This is a genomic window from Methylococcus geothermalis (assembly GCF_012769535.1).
In the GTDB taxonomy this organism is placed as follows: Bacteria; Pseudomonadota; Gammaproteobacteria; order Methylococcales; family Methylococcaceae; genus Methylococcus; species Methylococcus geothermalis.
Map to the genome: position 1 here is coordinate 2,632,562 of NZ_CP046565.1, position 16,525 is coordinate 2,649,086.

Annotated in this window: 15 protein-coding genes and 2 pseudogenes; all 17 read right to left on the reverse strand. The window is 53.1% G+C overall.

From position 1 onward, the window contains the following. Positions 1–61: 61 nt before the first annotated feature. The 17 genes and pseudogenes from GNH96_RS12180 to GNH96_RS12255 all read right to left on the reverse strand — a co-directional run bounded on the left by GNH96_RS12180 (position 62) and on the right by GNH96_RS12255 (position 16,452). Positions 62–1,399 carry an outer membrane beta-barrel protein gene (locus GNH96_RS12180; protein WP_169603929.1) on the reverse strand — a complete coding sequence of 446 codons (1,338 nt, stop codon included), beginning with the start codon at positions 1,397–1,399 and terminating at the stop codon, positions 62–64. Then, entirely contained in the window at positions 1,396–2,865 is a 1,470-nt protein-coding gene (locus GNH96_RS12185; RefSeq protein ID WP_228719843.1) for an O-antigen ligase family protein, read from the reverse strand. Before GNH96_RS12185 ends, GNH96_RS12180 begins: the two co-directional genes overlap by 4 nt. Before the next feature lie 76 nt (positions 2,866–2,941). Next, positions 2,942–3,496, reverse strand: coding sequence for a hypothetical protein (locus tag GNH96_RS12190; RefSeq protein WP_169603930.1), 555 nt, complete (start codon positions 3,494–3,496; stop codon positions 2,942–2,944). A 661-nt stretch (positions 3,497–4,157) separates the two neighbouring features. Then, on the reverse strand, positions 4,158–4,805 hold the full coding sequence (locus GNH96_RS12195; protein WP_223163419.1) for a glycosyltransferase family 2 protein: 648 nt from the start codon (positions 4,803–4,805) through the stop codon (positions 4,158–4,160). 225 nt (positions 4,806–5,030) lie between these two features. Continuing rightward, positions 5,031–6,188 (reverse strand): DUF1972 domain-containing protein, encoded by a 1,158-nt coding sequence (locus GNH96_RS12200; RefSeq protein WP_223163420.1) that lies wholly within the window; start codon positions 6,186–6,188, stop codon positions 5,031–5,033. Then, positions 6,178–7,257 carry a family 20 glycosylhydrolase gene (locus GNH96_RS12205; protein ID WP_169603931.1) on the reverse strand — a complete coding sequence of 360 codons (1,080 nt, stop codon included), beginning with the start codon at positions 7,255–7,257 and terminating at the stop codon, positions 6,178–6,180. Before GNH96_RS12205 ends, GNH96_RS12200 begins: the two co-directional genes overlap by 11 nt. A 13-nt stretch (positions 7,258–7,270) precedes the next feature. After that, the gene (locus tag GNH96_RS12210; RefSeq protein ID WP_169603932.1) at positions 7,271–8,380 is read right to left on the reverse strand and encodes a glycosyltransferase family 4 protein; all 1,110 of its coding nucleotides are present in this window, start codon (positions 8,378–8,380) and stop codon (positions 7,271–7,273) included. A 49-nt stretch (positions 8,381–8,429) separates the two neighbouring features. Next, positions 8,430–9,431 (reverse strand): sulfotransferase family protein, encoded by a 1,002-nt coding sequence (locus GNH96_RS12215; protein ID WP_223163421.1) that lies wholly within the window; start codon positions 9,429–9,431, stop codon positions 8,430–8,432. A gap of 690 nt (positions 9,432–10,121) precedes the next feature. Then, entirely contained in the window at positions 10,122–10,646 is a 525-nt protein-coding gene (locus tag GNH96_RS12220; protein WP_169603933.1) for an acyltransferase, read from the reverse strand. Beyond that, positions 10,630–11,211 (reverse strand): serine O-acetyltransferase, encoded by a 582-nt coding sequence (locus GNH96_RS12225; RefSeq protein WP_169603934.1) that lies wholly within the window; start codon positions 11,209–11,211, stop codon positions 10,630–10,632. Before GNH96_RS12225 ends, GNH96_RS12220 begins: the two co-directional genes overlap by 17 nt. Next, complete coding sequence (locus GNH96_RS12230) at positions 11,208–12,155, reverse strand: glycosyltransferase family 2 protein (RefSeq protein ID WP_169603935.1); 948 nt, start codon at positions 12,153–12,155, stop codon at positions 11,208–11,210. Before GNH96_RS12230 ends, GNH96_RS12225 begins: the two co-directional genes overlap by 4 nt. A gap of 94 nt (positions 12,156–12,249) precedes the next feature. Further along, positions 12,250–13,587 carry an O-antigen ligase family protein gene (locus GNH96_RS12235; RefSeq protein WP_169603936.1) on the reverse strand — a complete coding sequence of 446 codons (1,338 nt, stop codon included), beginning with the start codon at positions 13,585–13,587 and terminating at the stop codon, positions 12,250–12,252. 264 nt (positions 13,588–13,851) lie between these two features. Then, positions 13,852–14,790, reverse strand: coding sequence for a class I SAM-dependent methyltransferase (locus GNH96_RS12240; RefSeq protein WP_169603937.1), 939 nt, complete (start codon positions 14,788–14,790; stop codon positions 13,852–13,854). Between the two features lie 186 nt (positions 14,791–14,976). Next, positions 14,977–15,150, reverse strand: a pseudogene (locus tag GNH96_RS16370) (hypothetical protein); the annotation flags it as partial. Positions 15,151–15,279: 129 nt separating this feature from the next. Further along, a pseudogene (locus tag GNH96_RS16375) lies at positions 15,280–15,594 on the reverse strand (hypothetical protein); the annotation flags it as partial. Further along, positions 15,534–16,214 (reverse strand): class I SAM-dependent methyltransferase, encoded by a 681-nt coding sequence (locus GNH96_RS12250; protein ID WP_223163423.1) that lies wholly within the window; start codon positions 16,212–16,214, stop codon positions 15,534–15,536. The gene GNH96_RS12250 and the pseudogene GNH96_RS16375, both read right to left, overlap by 61 nt. 37 nt (positions 16,215–16,251) lie before the next feature. Then, complete coding sequence (locus GNH96_RS12255) at positions 16,252–16,452, reverse strand: LbetaH domain-containing protein (RefSeq protein WP_169603938.1); 201 nt, start codon at positions 16,450–16,452, stop codon at positions 16,252–16,254. Between the last annotated feature and the right edge of the window lie 73 nt (positions 16,453–16,525).

A 16,525-nucleotide genomic window follows, 5' to 3' on the forward strand; every position in this document is an offset into this window, starting at 1 on the left:
GACATATCGCCGGGCCGGCAAAGAGAAAAGGCTCGGCCAGACCGCGAGCTGGCAAAGAAACCTACATATTCATCTGCAAACTCAGCTCTATCATGTTCCTGTCATAATCGTATTGATCTTGAGTCGAATGTCGTTGATTGTAGAAATAGTTGAGACCCGTCGTCAGCCAGTGTTGCGGTTTATAATAAAAACCAGCAAATATACCATAGCCCCTGTTGTTGATATCAGAGTTTTGATACTTGTCTTCGCGCGCATTGACTTCAAGCCGGCTGCTGAAGCGTTCGAGCCAACTATGGTTCCACGATAATGCATAATATTGGCTGTCGCTGAAACTTGCCCCCAGATAAACCGATTCGTTCGCCGTTTTCGACGCGGCAAGCCGGAAGGTCGAATAGGTCTGGGGGGCCCAGGAAACCGCGGCTTCGTAGGTCGGCAAACCGAAGGACCCCAGCGATGAATTGCTGAAGTCCTTGGTCAGGTATCCCGCACGGAGCGAACCGGCCGTTTTTGCGGTCGGCTCCCAGAGAACGCCCGCCAGATAACGCCCTTGGAGGCTATCCAGTGACGGCGCCCCCGGCGGAGTATACTGGTAGTCCGAAAAAATCTGGTCCATTTGGACCAATAACGACGTCTTGGGCATCACCCGGTAATAGAATGTCCCACCGAGCGTATAGCCGTTGACGTCTCTTAGTTTGGTGAGCAAAGGATGGTTGTCGTAGGTCCTGCTCACAAAATTGAAGTAAAGGTCGATACGGCCCTTTGCCTTGTCGGCTCCGTAACGGAATTGGGCTCCGAAGGTTCCTTCATGCCATTCATTGGGTTCGTTTAACAAGTTGACCACATTACCCTGGCTGAACATCGTACCGATCGGATCATGGGCGAAAACAAGGCTACCGTTCAGCATCAACCTGGCGCGGTGGTTGAACTCCAGATCAGAAAAAGCATTCAGATAATTATCGACATAATTATTCTGCGAGGCATTTTCATAAATGCTGCCGCGAAACGAATAGGCCAGCCCCAAATTTTGCTTGCCGAAACGCATCGGCACCAGGAACTGTGGATTAACGATGGTGACGAAAGACGACCGGCGATTCAGATTATTGTAGAAGACATTGTCGTCGTAGTATTCACCCAGGCGAATCCGCGTCAACAGTGGCAGCCGGAACCCTTCCAGCCAGCCCGCCCCCTCCGTCGGCGCATCCCCCGTGTCCAGTATGGGACGCGTGCGCAGGTAGGGACTATCCCCACCACCGGATACGAGGGGAGATGTGTACGAACCATATCCGCCGGCAGCGCTCGAACTCGGACTCTCCGCGGACGCCCCACCGCCATGGGAAAAGGCCAGCCCCCCAAACAAGAAGGCCAAAAGGCGGGCGCAGGGTACGTGGCCTGCTCTCACTGATGCCTCCTTCGTGGAGGTTTATGCTCGTCCTCGGCGTGTCGACCTGTCGACGCCCTGGCAGGGTCATGCTGATGACAAAAAGCGGAAATCCAGGCCAGCGCCATGAGCACCACGAAGAAAGCCGCATTCGCCGGAATCTGCAAATTGAAATCAACAGACGAGTGTATCAATAGCGCCACTATCCCCATGAAGGAAGCAAAACCCATGGCCCGCAGCAAGGCATCATGCCGCTGACGCAGCGCGGACACTGCAACAGCCAGGCTTAGAACCACCGCAAGGCCCATGGCTGTAAACCCAACAACGCCCCACTCCCCCAGAAACTCCAGATAATCATTGTGGGCGTGGGCATATTGTTTAATAACCTCCTGGCCGCTATAAGGGAGGAATGCCGCAAAAAAGGAACCCGCCCCCGAACCGAACGGGAGGTAATCCCGTACATAGGGCATCGCGTAATCATAGAGATCGACCCGGTTTGACGCTTCGGTCGCACTCGTCTCTTCGAGCCGCCGGGCCACTTCTTCGATGCCAAAGTAACTCCCAATGACAAGAAGATCAATGAGGACGATGCTTGCCAGCATAGCCAAAATCATCCCGGCAGAAAATCGCGATGACGGAGCGATCAGCAGGTAAAGGGCGCCGGCAATACTCAGCGACGTTGCAAATCCAACATTCCCCATCCGGGAGCGGGTCAGCACCAGGCCAATGGCCATAATCACGACCGCAATGCGAAGCGGCGCCTTGTTGCTGAGAAGAAAGCCCGCAGCGCCCCGCAGCCAATCCCGCCAGCCATGCCCAGGAGATGAAAATCTGCCGGCGATCAGCAATCCTATGCCGACGGCTATCGTCATCTCCAGGAGCCCAGCAAGATGATTGCGATTGGCATATGTGCCGGTCGCCACGCCCTTGGCGACTTCTTGACCAAAGAAACCAAACTCAAGTCCGGTCAAAGATTTTGCGGACCCGTACAAAGCCTCCAGCACACCACAGGCAACGAGCGAATAGGCCAGCCACGTCACTTGACGATGACCACGTGCGAGCAGGAGGAGCAAGGCGAACAGGATGAGGTAGGCCAAACCCTTGAACGCCGCGAGACGAGTGTAATATGCGTCTACACTGATTACTGCGGTAACCCCTGGCTCAACCACCTCCGCCAAGGAGGAATACAGCCGCGCCGCCTGAGGGGACAACACCTCGATCCAACTGGGCGATATAGGCATATCCTGCAAAACCGCCCAAAGCAACGACGCGGCCATCAGCACCGATGCGGGCCATGCTTTCCTGAACGGCGTGGTAAGCGGAGCCCTACCGTGGGCATGAAGCAGAAGCCATAACGCTCCCAATATAAACGCCATGGCCGAAAAAAGAAAAACCGCCCATGTACGGTTACTACCCAATGGCAACGGCAGCCATAGGAGCAGGCCTAGTAGGGCGATGAACAGGCTCTTTTCAGCGAAAGCAGCCACGATCACTCGGTGCCAAACGCAACAACGACACCCGCCGGAGCATCGGCCCGGCGGGTGTCGCCGCTGTTGAACGAGATCAGCCCCGACTCACGCAAAATAGTGGAGGTTGAAGTTCTCCGCAGTGGTGATACAAAAAGGCCAACAACCCCACGATAAAATTTCGCCACTGTCCGCCAGAATGGTTCGCAGAGTCGGATGCACCCTCAGGATTATCCCTGATCTCCTTCAGTATTCTTGCGACATCAGCCGCCTTGGCCCTGTTGTCCAATTTTGACAGCAATGAATTCTGTTCGGCCTGAATTTCCTTAGCCTGGGCCTTGTACTGCTCCTTGGTGATCCTCCCGGCGAGAAGATCAGCCTTCAGCGCTGCCAGATCGGCCTTGGTTTGATCCCCGACCGCCTGCCGTGTGTCTCGGATAAGCTGTTTGTCAGCATCCGATAGCGAAGTATTGGCGGCCGCTGGAGCCACCGCCGCCAACGTCAGCGGCAATGCCAAAGCAAAAATCATCGTGAGTCGAGTGAATGCAACCTTCATGATGGGGCCCCCCAAAAAAGTGATGGATGAGAAAAAAAACAACAGCGTGGACCATTGTAGAAGGGGGAAAAAAAAATTCAATGGCCGGATGCGCATGTCGTCTCGGCGCGACCCCCTACGCACCATCCCCGGAAGCGCGGTCCCAGCGCCCTCCCGGGCCTGCCAACGCCTCCACTATCCGGCGCACCGCTTGCCCCCCCTCAGGAATCGGAGGCGGCCACGGAAAGTCGGACAGCTGCTTGAGTGAAGTTTCTGTGCTAGTCACCGCCCCTGCATGAAAAAAGAGAACATGAAGATGAAACGAAAGAGAAGAAACCACTGGGCGGTCTTCGAGGCTCTAAGGTAGCCTGGGCAGCGATCGAGGGCGTGATTTTTTGGCAGCCGCGATCGGTCGCGTGGGCGATGCGAGCGCAAAACGATGATCGTCCGGTCCGATAAGCTTCCTATGGTGCGCCAGTGGAATTGCTGGAATCTCCTGCTCTTTGGTGTATTGCCGGCATCAGCCGGGCTCAAAGGGCGACCTGACGCTCATGCGACGGATCGACGAACTCCACCTCAACCACCCGTTTGCCGGACCCCGGGAGAACCCGTTAGGCGACATGGCGCGCCGGAAATCTTCGACACGGATCAAGGCTGCCGATTAGCATCGATGCGGACCATGCTTTCCTGAACGGCGTGGCAAGCGGAGCCCTACCGTGGGCGTAGCCTCGCCGAACGACAGGATTGCCACATCAACAGGTTCTCCTGAACCTACACGTCAGAGAAACTGGCCCAGCTTGCTCAGGTTTTTCCACATCAGCGCCCCCACGCCTCCGATCCGATTGCCGCGCAAGGCCTTCAGATCCTCACCTGACTTGCGAAGGACATTGCGCACAGAACGGTTGCTAGCCCCTCCCACCCGCATCTTCACCAACACCTCGGGGACGTAGACCGTCCTCAGATCGGGCTGTGAGAATAGCCGCAAGACGAAGTCATAGTCCGCAGCAATGCGGTAAGCCGTATCGAATCCGCCGATCCGGGAATAAACCGCCCGGCGGACATACAAGGTAGGATGCGGCGGCATCCAGCCTCGGGAGAGCTTGCGCCGCGAAAATGCGCCTGCCTTCCAGTGGCGGATCACCTTCGACGTATCGTCCTTGCTTACATACAGCAGATCACCGTACACCGCATCCACCGACGGATCAGTGAACGCCTGCGCAACGCGCGCAAGCACCCCATCGTGGGCATAAATGTCATCCGCATGCAGAAAACCGATCACATCCCCCGTACTGCGGGCAATCCCCTTATTCAATGCATCGTAGATACCCCGGTCCGGCTCGCTGATGGCAACCGCCAGCGGCGATCCATGCGCCTGGATGGCCGCCCAGGTTCCGTCAGTACTGGCACGTCGAAAAGACTGCTTCAAGAGTTGGTCAAGAATTTTTTTGACTGACGTTGAATTCTAGAACAGCCGGGGTTCACGCGTCTTCGACCCCGCATGGCCGGGCTCCACCTTTAGCTCGGTGGATTCCGATGCGGACACTCGAGCCCACTTCCCACTGCACGTCAGCGTCTGGGACTGGGGTGGCGCTCGAGATCCAATTCCGAGACATTGTTCTTGCTCCGAGGACGAAGGGAACACCTTCTTCCTTCAAGGCATATCGGACAGACTAGACATCGAATCAGGATTAGCCGGCGTCTTTCGCTCAGACTCCAAGAGCCGGAGGTAGTCGGCAGCGATACGGTCCCAGCTATAATGCAACCGCACCCGCTCCCGCACTGCCCAACTCATCTCGGCAGACTGAGACGCTGAAAGTCCCTCGACCCTCCGCACAAGCTCTGGAATATCATCTGCTTGGCGAAAAAACCAGCCATTACTGCCCAGCACCTCGCGATTGAAGCAATTATCGTGCGCAAGCACTCGATTGCCGCAGCCCATCGCTTCCAGTAACGATGGGTTGGTCCCGCCGACAGAATGACCATGAAAATAGGCCACGGCATGATAGCGCAACGACTGCAATTTCTCCAGGTCAAAAATGGTCCCGAGGAACCTGACTCGATCCGAGCCATAACCCCGCAAGGCGTAAACATAATCGGATTTGCGGCTGTGATCGCCGATGATGAGCAAGGGGTGCGAAGTCTCACTCGCAAGGAATCCCTCGATGATCTCCCTGACGTGGTTCTCCGGCTCGAGACGGCAGACGACCAGGTAATACCCCCTCGGCACCACCCCCCACGACCGAAGCAGGTCTGCATCGGGTGGACACTCGACCACCGGCGCTCCGTAAGGAATCACCGAACAAGGCGCCAAGCGCTTGTGGCGTTGCAGCAAGTGCTGCCGGATCCCTTCTGCATCGGCGATGACCCGATCGGGAACACGCGTGGCGAAGAACTCCATAATCTTGAAATAGCTCCGCGCCACCCGCCCCCATTTAGCACGCCGCCATTCGATTCCATCGACGTTCAACCAAACCTTACACCCCCAAAGCCTGGGCAGGAAACAAAATACCGCCGCGCCATACCCGAGCATATAGACGACATCGTGGTTCTTGCGAGCCCTCCACAGGCAACGCAGATCGAATAAAACCGTGGTCAAAGGACCACAACGGGTCGCCGGCACGTACTCTAGCTTCACTCCCCGGTATACTCCAAGCGCCTCAGCCGGCCCTTTTTCGCAGTACACGGTCACCAAAACGCCCTGCTCGGCCAGCCGAACCGCAAGTTCCTCAGCGAAAGTCTCGAAGCCCCCGTATTGGGCGGGAATGCCACGGGTACCAAGAAACGCCAGACTCAGCGTTTTATGGGCCATCGGGAAAGTCTCCGACAAACGCATCACCCGAGGTCTCGATGATCTGATCCACGATCGAAGGGTCTTTCCAGATATCGAACCAGACCGTTGCCATCATCCCGGAAGCGCCATGCCGCGCGGCATAGGCGCTGAACGCCCGGGTGGTGGCCTCCTTCTCGAACGTCGCCCCCACCACCCGGAATCCATCCTGCCGAAACGCTTCGATCGTTCGGAATTCCGGAGTTTTCGGCGCTCCCTCCCTTTTCCAGAGTCGCGACAAAGACTCCACTGGAGCCGCCAAATCGAAACCGTCCAGCTTCTCGTCATAATGCCAGTCACAGATCACGATGTCCTTGGGCAATTGCCGCCGCAAGGTCGCGCCGTAGCCGGGAACCCCGCCCAAGAGAAAAACCCGATTCATTTCTGGGAACTCCTCAGGCGCGATCAGCATATCCCCCCACATCCAGGTTTCTACGCCGCGCTGCGCAAGGTAGTCGTGAATCCGATGAACATCCCTGAGAAACCACTCCGCCGGCAGAAGCGCCTCGCCCGTTTTCCAATTTTTCGGTCTTTCGGCGCTACCATACAATTCATCGTGCCCAATGTGGATGGCCGAGGGGTGGAGAAGATTGATGACTTCTTCCAATACCGCTAATACGAGCTCGTAAACCTTTGGGTTGCGCGGATCGTAGGTTTCGGAGTTATAAAGCAACTCAGGATGAGAGTTGCCCAAGAACTGGGACTGATGGGTCAGCAAGGGAAGGTTCGGAATCACTTCCAGCGATTTGCCACGCGCATAGTTCACCACTTCGAGCAACTGTTCCCGGCTCCACGCCGTATCCTCGGTAACCCACGGCATACTATTCAGCTTCGTGCTGCCGCCCCAGCCAACGCCCAAAATCAACGTATTGAATTGGGCCTCCGCGGCCTGATCGATCCAGTGCTTTACCTTCTCCAAGGGAACGGCCTTGGTGACGACATGCAAACCGCGGATCGGCGCCGGTGCAGCGATAGCCGAACAGCCCCATATCCACAACCCCAACGCCGATACCACGACGTGCTTCCGATTCCACCATTGGAAAAAATACACTGGATTCCTCCATTCAAGCTGGAAGATTTAACAAGGCACGGTACACCGCCGCCGTGCGTCTCCCGATCTCGCGCCAGTCGTGTATCGCACGGACGTACGCCAGACCTTTCTCGGCGACGGCTTGCAGCAAAGCCTTTTCCTCCAAAACTGCATTCAAGCGTCGGGCCAAGTCTTTGGGGTCCTCGCGCCTGAACACCAACCCGTTTTCTCCGTCGCGCACGATCTCGGTCATGCCGGGTAAATCGGACACAAGTACCGGCTTGCCATAACTCATTGCCATCAACACCACCCCGCTTTGATAAATGCGCCTATAAGGGAGCACCACCAAATCACAGGCCCCATAATAGAACGACACCTCTGCGTCCGGAATGTAGCGGATGTCACGATGGCAGCGGTCGCCGATTCCCAGTTCCTCGATACGTCTGGCGTAAGCCGAAAAATCGGTCTTCCACGGCCGTCCAGCGATCACCAGGACGGCATCCGGATGCTTGCGAAGCACTTCAGGCATGGCCTCGATCAGTACATCCAATCCCTTCACCTGCTTGATCTGGCCAAAGAAGAGCAACACCTTTGCCGAACCTGGAAGTCCAAGCCGATGCCGCGCCTCCCCCATCGGAGGCAAGGGCTGGAGCATGTGCAGGTAATGACCGTGCGGGATCACCGCGATCTTGTCTGGCTTTACCCCAAGCCGCGCCACGAGTTCATTCTGACTGACTCGATTGTGCGCAATGACCCCATCTGCCCAGCGATAGACCCTGCGGCTCAAACCGTGTGTCTCCAGGCCTTCCACGAATGACTCGACATCATGGGCAGTGACGACCACCCGACGAAACAGGCTACGCGCCAGCATAATCTGCATGGCCTGAAGTATGCCCACATGAAAGAAATGAAAATGAACCACCCTGCGCCGTTCCACAACGGCGGCACCGAGCGCCATCAAACTCCCCCAAATAAAGCGTACAGCCCGGCGCCAGACCTGATCCGGCCCGTAGATCCCTCGAAAAATCGGGTGCACCGAAAAAGCCGCTGCCTTTGGGATCGGTGTTTCATCGGAGGTATGGAGCACCACATCGACGCCCTCCTCAGCCAAACCGCCGCCGAGGCCGAAGTCGTAATAATCCATGCCACCATGACCTCCGACAGGCTCGATGATTGCAACCTTTATGTTCTTATCATTCAATGCGATACCCCACGGCCCGCATAGTCTCGTCGAATAAAGGACGCAATTCTGCAAGCATCTCAAACCCCGCCCGTCGCGGGGCAGAACGAAGTACCGTCTCTCCATAACGCAAAAAGACTTCGTCTTCTCCCCATTCGGCAAAAGTGGCGATTTCACGTAAGACTGCCCGCGGATTGACGACCAGATCCTCGTAGCGGACCATGCGCATGCAATCTGGATTCTCTTTCAGGCACCGTAACCCCTCCCGCATGGTGACAACCCATTCCACTACTGCCATGTCCGTATCTCGTTGCAGTTGCCGAATCGTATCCAAAGCACCCGCAAAAATAGGATCAGGTTCAATCAACTCTTTTAGCATCAGCTTCCACTTGCGTCGATCCACACCCCACCAGTCGTGATTCTCTCCTTGCACCCTCACTCCATAACGCGAAGACCATTGATCGATCGATGCACAAGTATCCCAGCCATTCCGCACCACAAATAGAAACCTTGCGTCTGGGAAGATCGCCTTCACAAACGGCACACGAAAGACCAACTCGGGATATTTATCTACGAGGCGTGCGGAACGCACGAAGCGAAGATACGCACCAAAAAGCCTGTGAGCATTCCTTTTCACCTCATCCGTTGCATCATCAACCCCCAGACGATAGCGGGCTTGTCCTCGGCTATAATTGCCTACCACGTCCTCATGGGGATGAATCGCGTGCCACAATGCCTTTGGCTCGTTGAGAAATCCAACTTCCCGATGCATGGAAAGCACAGTGCCCAATATCGTCGTACCACTCCGTCCGGTACCGAGGATGAATAATGGCTCTCGAACTTCTTTTAATTGCGGAAGTTTCTTCTCCAGGAAAAAATGCGAAAAGACCAAAGGATTGATCCAGCGTCCACGGGTAGTTATAGGCCTTCCTTCAAATAGCACGTAACTAATCAAGCGAGCGATCACTTTCGCGGGACGCGCTTGCAAATATAAATGATCAAGCTGTGCAAGCATAGTCTTTTTCTTTTTTATAATTGCTTACCTCCCCCACTCTGTAAGTCATCCCAGAGCTCCTGCCACACCATTTGGACATACTTCGCAAATAGAAACGCCGGAAATACCATGTTGACAATGGCAGCATTCATCTTTCAACCATTTTGAGTGACTTTGCATGCTCAATAATAGGCTTTTTAGCCATTAATATATAAAAAAATTAGTCATTGTGGGTTTCGCAAATCAAAGCTTTCCATATACTTGTCTCGATTCTTCTGACGACCGTGTCCGATATGGAAGCCCCGGTTCTTGAGAAAGTGCCAACGGATCAGTCCTCTGGTGTTGTCGTTCGGTGCCTCGCTCCCCTTACGCATCAGGGTGGGTGAAGTAGAAGCCCGCTTGAAGCCTTTTGCTGATCGCTTCGTGCTTGGCAAACTCCTGCCCCCTGTCGGAGGTGGGGGTGTGCACCTTGGAGCAGTAGGGCTTGAGTAGTCGGGTCACGGCATCGCTAACGGCGGTAGCAGTCTTGCGTTCGACCAGGCTGACAATGGCCTGTTGGCGATTCCCGCCGGTGATCGTGTCGGCTTCCCATTCGCCGATGCGCCTGCTTCGGCGTGTAGCCGCACCGTCTGCGGTTTCGGTTCAGTTCACGGCTAATGATGGATGGATGCTCCTCAAGCACTTTCTGACCTGCATTACTCAATTTGCACTTCACCCTTGAATCTCTACAATCTTTTTCATAGGAGGGCGCATACCCACCACCCTTGCTGGTGAACCTACGGCAATTGCGTTGGCAGGGATATCGCGCGTCACCACCGAATTGGCTCCAATCACAGATCCTTCGCCAATCTTCACCGGCTTGACGATCACTGTATTGACACCGATGAAAACATTGTCACCGATATGTACCTTACCCTGATAAAAACGGAATGGCCTTTCTGGTGTCGGCTGAAATCTTGTATCAAAATAATGTGTCAGGATTCGCACGCCAGCCGTGATACGCACATTGCGACCCACAAAGATATTCTCGGGATAGATGTCGTCGAAGAAGACATCTTCACCAAGAAAGACCGAGTGCCAATCCACAAAATGCACTCCATTCACCCTCTGCAGCAACACTCGCACCTTGCCCGGAATCAACGGCATCTTGCGGGCAACAAGTTGGCACAGTTTTCCGAATATTCTCTTAACAGAGCGTTCAGGAGCGGCAGTGCCCTCCTCATATGTTCCGCCCATCTTCCATATTCCTTCTCTTTCTGAACTCGACCCAATTGTCAGAAGGCATAATAGTCTTTACGATGTTTGCCGGAACACCAACCACCACGCTTCCTGCGGGCACATCTTTCACCACTACCGCACCGGCGCCAACAATCACATTGTCGCCAATGTTGAGCCGCCTTTCACCGCGCGCATTACTAATGATCTGTGCGCCTGCATTGATCTCTACATAATTGCCTATTGTGACATTCGGCCCTCCCAAGGTCACGCGTTGCATGATCGAGCAATAGCATCCAATCCGGGTTCCCGGATTGACAACCAACCCCCTTGGATGTCCAAGGAACAGCCCAGGACCAACCTCTACTCTTGGCCCTATCCAAACACCGTGAACCAGATCGTTGAGCATGGTGCACAGGTAAGCCAACGGACGACTGATGCGCTTGCCATACAACAACTGGCTGAGCCTGAACAACAGCACCGCCCTGAAATCCGGAAAATAAAGATACTTGAAGAGCCCCTTCTCCGGATGAACAAGACGAAACATCTCCAGGTCTTTTTTAACCGTTTCAACCCAATGGCTCATGGCATGGCCTTTCGTATCTCATCTCTGTACGCTCGCCAACCATCATACATAGCCTGGATCGCCCTCCATCGGCGATGAAGTGCAAACCTGAACAGTTTTGCCAAGAGAAACAGCGGAAAATAGACATAAAACCGTATCCGATCCTTCCCTTTCATGTACTGCTTCATGGTCAGCAGTCTGTTTTTCATAATGTGGTAGGCATAAAAGGACAAGTTAGGATTGTCGGGCATCCAAGCCCCAATAAACCGGCTACCCTGCTCCCGTCGCAGACTGCCCTGCCCTTTATGCACGATAATGGCTGACGGTTCATACCAAATCTTCCAACCCTCATTCGTCAGACGCAATCCGAGCTCCAAATCTTCCTCATACATGAAATAGCGTTCATCGAAGCCCCCATATCTTTCGAGCACCTCTCTTCTGACAAGCATGGCGCACCCGCTGGCAAAAGAAACATGTCGCGACTGCATCGCCAGTGGCGCAGCGGCCGGCCCCAATACTCCAGGCACCTGACTTCCGCCGCGCCGCCAATCCACCTCCCCACCCCCATACCAAAGCTTCGATTCATCCTCCGCAAGCACGATTCTGGCCGTCACGATCGCGGCCTCTGGGTGGGTGTCCATCGCCGCCTCCATGCGCTTGATCGCATCCGCCTTGATGGTGGCATCATTATTCAGAATAAGAATATATTCACAATCTGGCTGTTGAAGGGCCCAATCAATGCCTAAATTGTTACCCCGACCAAATCCCAGATTTTCCGGTGCTCGAATCAGTTTGATGTTTTCAAAAGGGGACAGCGCCTTTTCAAGAGCGGGATCATCAGGCGTATTATCCACCACCACTGTTTTGACCGGGACAGTGGATCGCTCGAGCGATGCCAGACAATTGGCGGTATCTGCCGACCCATGGTAGTTGACAGTGATGACATAGGTTCGAAGCTGCTTCATAACCGCCTCCTACTCAGCGAAAACTCTAAGTCATCTTCATAAGTGTCCTTGAAGTTCCGGAAGTTGATGGTGATTACGCAGGTTCGTGTTTTCATCACGATATCATCCACATTCGACGAAGGCATTCACTCGGCTCATACCGGATATGACAAAGCAACGCAATGAACATCAAACTGACTTGCGGGAAATGCACAAAATGCCCAGTCACCATCGAAATAATAAAATAATAAAGCAAAAATCCTTGAATCGCATCAACCAACTTCCCGTATTTTCCATGCTTGATCTGCCGCGCATACCGAATAGCGAACAGAAATTGCACCACGAACAGCATAAACCCCACGATCCCATATAGATAGACAACTCCGATCCAACCAATGTCCGATGGGTGAAAATACTCTCCGAGGATGCCTTCATATCCACCTTCCCATTGGTTGCTGATGTCGCCATTTCCCAGAAACCAGTGCTTTTCGGCATACGGCCTCGCCAACTGAAATTCCGAAATTCTCGCATTCGCTGAAACGTCGTTGCTTTCCTCGCCGGTCAGGAGCACGGTAAATGCGTCTTGAAATTTCTCCAGAAGGAAAATAAATTGATCAGGATCATAAATATAATAAAGCGACAAGCAAGCAACGAAACCCATCAACAAAGCCGGAACGTATACTACCAATCGAGGCAGGGAGCCAAATCGATAAATCAAGATAAGAAAAGACAGGATCACCGAGAGCAACATCGTCCTCTGACCCGTCATCAACAAATAGAAGAGCAGCACGAATGCGTATAGGTAATATTTATTCCGCCGCTCACGAAAGGCAAGAAATCCATAATAAAAGAAACCAAAGATGATAAACTCAGGGGCAAACTTGAACGCCGCTTTTTCCCACTTCGATTCAGAGTTAGCAAAACTTTTATATTCGTCCGCAAAATCAGCAGGGTCAAATATTAGGTCAATCGAAAGATAAAGCAGCAACGTCGCCCACACCAGAAGAAGGAGACTTTTTTCAATCTCCCCAACTCCCACCTTCCCTCGACGTAGCAGGTAAAGCAAAGCCAGCGCCCCGCCACACAATACCAGGTTGCGCTTAGCCAGTACGCCGTAAAGAATGGGCTGCCCAAATTCCTGATGGGCGGCGAAAGCCGAAATCGCCGGAATCGTGGTCAATATCACGATGACATAGAGCTCCAGACTCGTAAAGCGGAATCCATTTCTCAGCTTCCAGAGTGCATAGGGTCCCAGCAGAAACAAAAACAGGGCGACGTTCCACAGTTCCCGCGGTACTTCCATTCCAGGAAAGTATTTAAATGTTGCAAACGTCATCGCTAGAAAGATCGCAATCCACCCCACGCGATATCTCGCTTTCCCTTTCGAAACTACGGTTCTTACACTTCTCAATGAATACGGCGACAATTCCGCGATCTGTAATTTTTTTTCCACGATGCGTGACTTAAAGAAGCAAATCAAGCCTACCGCAACCCTAGAAGAGAAAGGAGACCGAGAAGCATGAAAAGATACCTCACGTTACATCATACGGTAAGCACGCCATGTTACTTGTCACGAACTCGAATTAAGGCATGATCCCAATCCTTTATCATCAGACTCTCGCTAGCACTCACAAATCATCGCTTCTTCTATATTTTTTCATTCGAAACATACTAATAAATCATATCGCATAGCCAACTTTTTTACTGCCCCCGACGATCATCTGCCCTTTTGTATGTAAAAAGACCCAGGCTCACGTTCTGGATTCAAAAATGGACAAGCATTCTTTAATTCGGCATAGTAACTATGCTTTAGAAAATTTAATGCTCCAATAATCTTCCAGTCATTGTTTCCAATAAGAAAGGCCTCCAGCAAATATTGTTCATTCCAAAGGCGCATATCTTCAAATATCCATGACCTGGGGTAATCATTGGGGGTAAATATATCGTGTACATGAACAATCACGCCCGGAGGCAGGACCGGCATGATTCGCAGATACTCATGCAGAACATCGCCGCCGGATCGAATCACATGAGACGAGTCAATGAATAATAGGTCATCGCCTCCGAGATCCTGAAAAAGAGATGGATCCACATCTTCGACCCTTTTGCGTAGGATGGTTGCGCCCGTTTTTTCAAGCCAAGGCTTTTCGTAGGGTTCGATACAGATGTGTCGGCAGCTATATGTCGGATCGTCGTCCCGGTTTTTGTTCATAGCCATGCGCGCGATGAGCGTCGAGTGACCAGCCCCAATTTCCACCATCATCCGGGGCTTCTTGTGTCGGATAATGCTGTATAAGTATTCCGCATCTCCAGAGCCAAAGGCAGGATTCTCGATGTAAAACTGCAAAGGGTCCCCCGAATACCGAGGAATCGCGAGTAATTCGTCGACGTAACGGAATTCCTGAAGTAACGCGAGCTGTTCGTCCACGTTCCAATCGATTCCCGAAAGCCGGTCTTTTCCGTCATAACGGTTTCCGAGGACTTCCGTTTCCGGAAAGGGTTCATAGTAGTGGTTGGTGATTGGCAACACGCCTATGGTAAATAGCACCTTGCGGCACCACGGAAAACGCTTGATCCCAAGCCTACGAATTAACTTGAGTAAAAAGGCTGCCGGGATCGTGAAAACCGCGAGGAAACAATCTACTATCTTGATCATCCGCTTCTTCCTTTCCAAAGATATCTCGAAAACCTATTTGCCAGGTACCCGATGATTCCTGACAAGTACGCGTTGATATAATAGGACGGGCAACCTAGTGGCTACAGCAAATGGTAAATAGAAAATACCAAAAATTAAACAACGCGGTCTTTTGCAACTTATACAAATAACTATTTTGTTCTGTTCTCATTGAAACGGCTTATGAAACTTCAAGGTATATCGCAAATCCCGAGTCCGCTCGCCAATCACCCGAGCGGGTACACCACCCACGATCTTATAAGGTGGCACATCCTTGGTTACCACAGCCCCTGCCGCCACGACCGCGCCTTTCCCAATCGTAACCCCGGGCAAGATGACCACCCGGCAACTGATCCAGGCATAATCTTCAATCACAACCGGCCCGCCTTTGGCCCCGTACCACGGGTCTTGCGGATCGTGCTCCATCGTCCAGATCCATACCCCCATGGAAAGGGATACATTGTTGCCGATAGTGACGCCGTTTCGCGCGTCGATAAAGGCATCATTGCCAATGATGGTATTGTGGCCAATCTCGAGGTTCCACGGCGCAAAAAATCGCGCACGCCAGTGGAAGCTGGTCCCCTTGCCCATACGCACCCCACAAAGACGATATACCATCTTGCGGAACATATGGGAAGGCACATATCCGACCCAGGTGAGAAGAAAAAGCAAAAGACCGTCGCAGTAATTTTTTAGGCTGAGCAAAGCAGCTTTGATCCGGGGACTCATTTTTGAACACTCTGCGTTTCCGGATAACCAATCAACAGCCATTGGGGACTCGACCATTCCGGCCCTAATCCAAGCAGGAGGAGGTGGATTACTCGGTCTTTTTTTGAAAAACGTAATCCATCGCAACGCTCGATCTGAAGCCCTGCCTCCATGAACATGCGGCATGCAGTCCTTCGAGTGAAAAACCGCAGGTGGGTACGGTCTAAAATGCCTCGTGGGGCGTAGTTCCATGCCCCTAGGAAGAGCAACGGCAGAGTCACGCTCCAGTGGCGAACGTTGGGGATCGATGCGATCAGCCGGCCATTTTCCTTCAGCAGGGTGGACAGTCGCCGCAGCGCATCCCAAGGGTCTTTAAGGTGTTCCAAGACATCACCGCAGACGACGTAGTCGAACGCCCCCTTGGCAAGTCCCAATCCGTCCCAGTCAAACGTTTCGAGATCACCGCAAATCACCCTGTCCAGTCGGCTCCTTGCAGCTTCGGCGGCATACTGATCAAGTTCAATACCTACTACTTCCTCGGCTTTGCCGAGCTGTTTGATGCTTTCCCCGAAGATACCTTCACCGCAGCCAACATCAAGCACCCGATGCGGACCCGGCGGAATGTGGTGCTGTATCTCCGGACGTGGCATCTTATAATATAAATTTTTCCAATCAACTTTCGCTGGTTTTGCCCACACCTGGATCGACTCCTGCTTGCTGAAGAAAAAGCTCCACCTAATCACTCATCAATAACGGTACGTCATCAAGAATTTGTTCGCTTGGCCAATCCCACCAACCGACTTGCAGCAGCAGCTCGACGATCCTGGGTCTGAATCGGTGCCGCAATACTCGAGCAGGATTACCCGCCATGATCGGGCAAGGTGAGACATATTTCGTGACCACGGCACCCAACTCGATTACCGTATCATCGCCCATGGTGACACCCGTATAGATTTCTTATTCTGCAGGCGCGGTGAAACTTTGCGTTGCTGCCAAGCTTGAAAGAAGC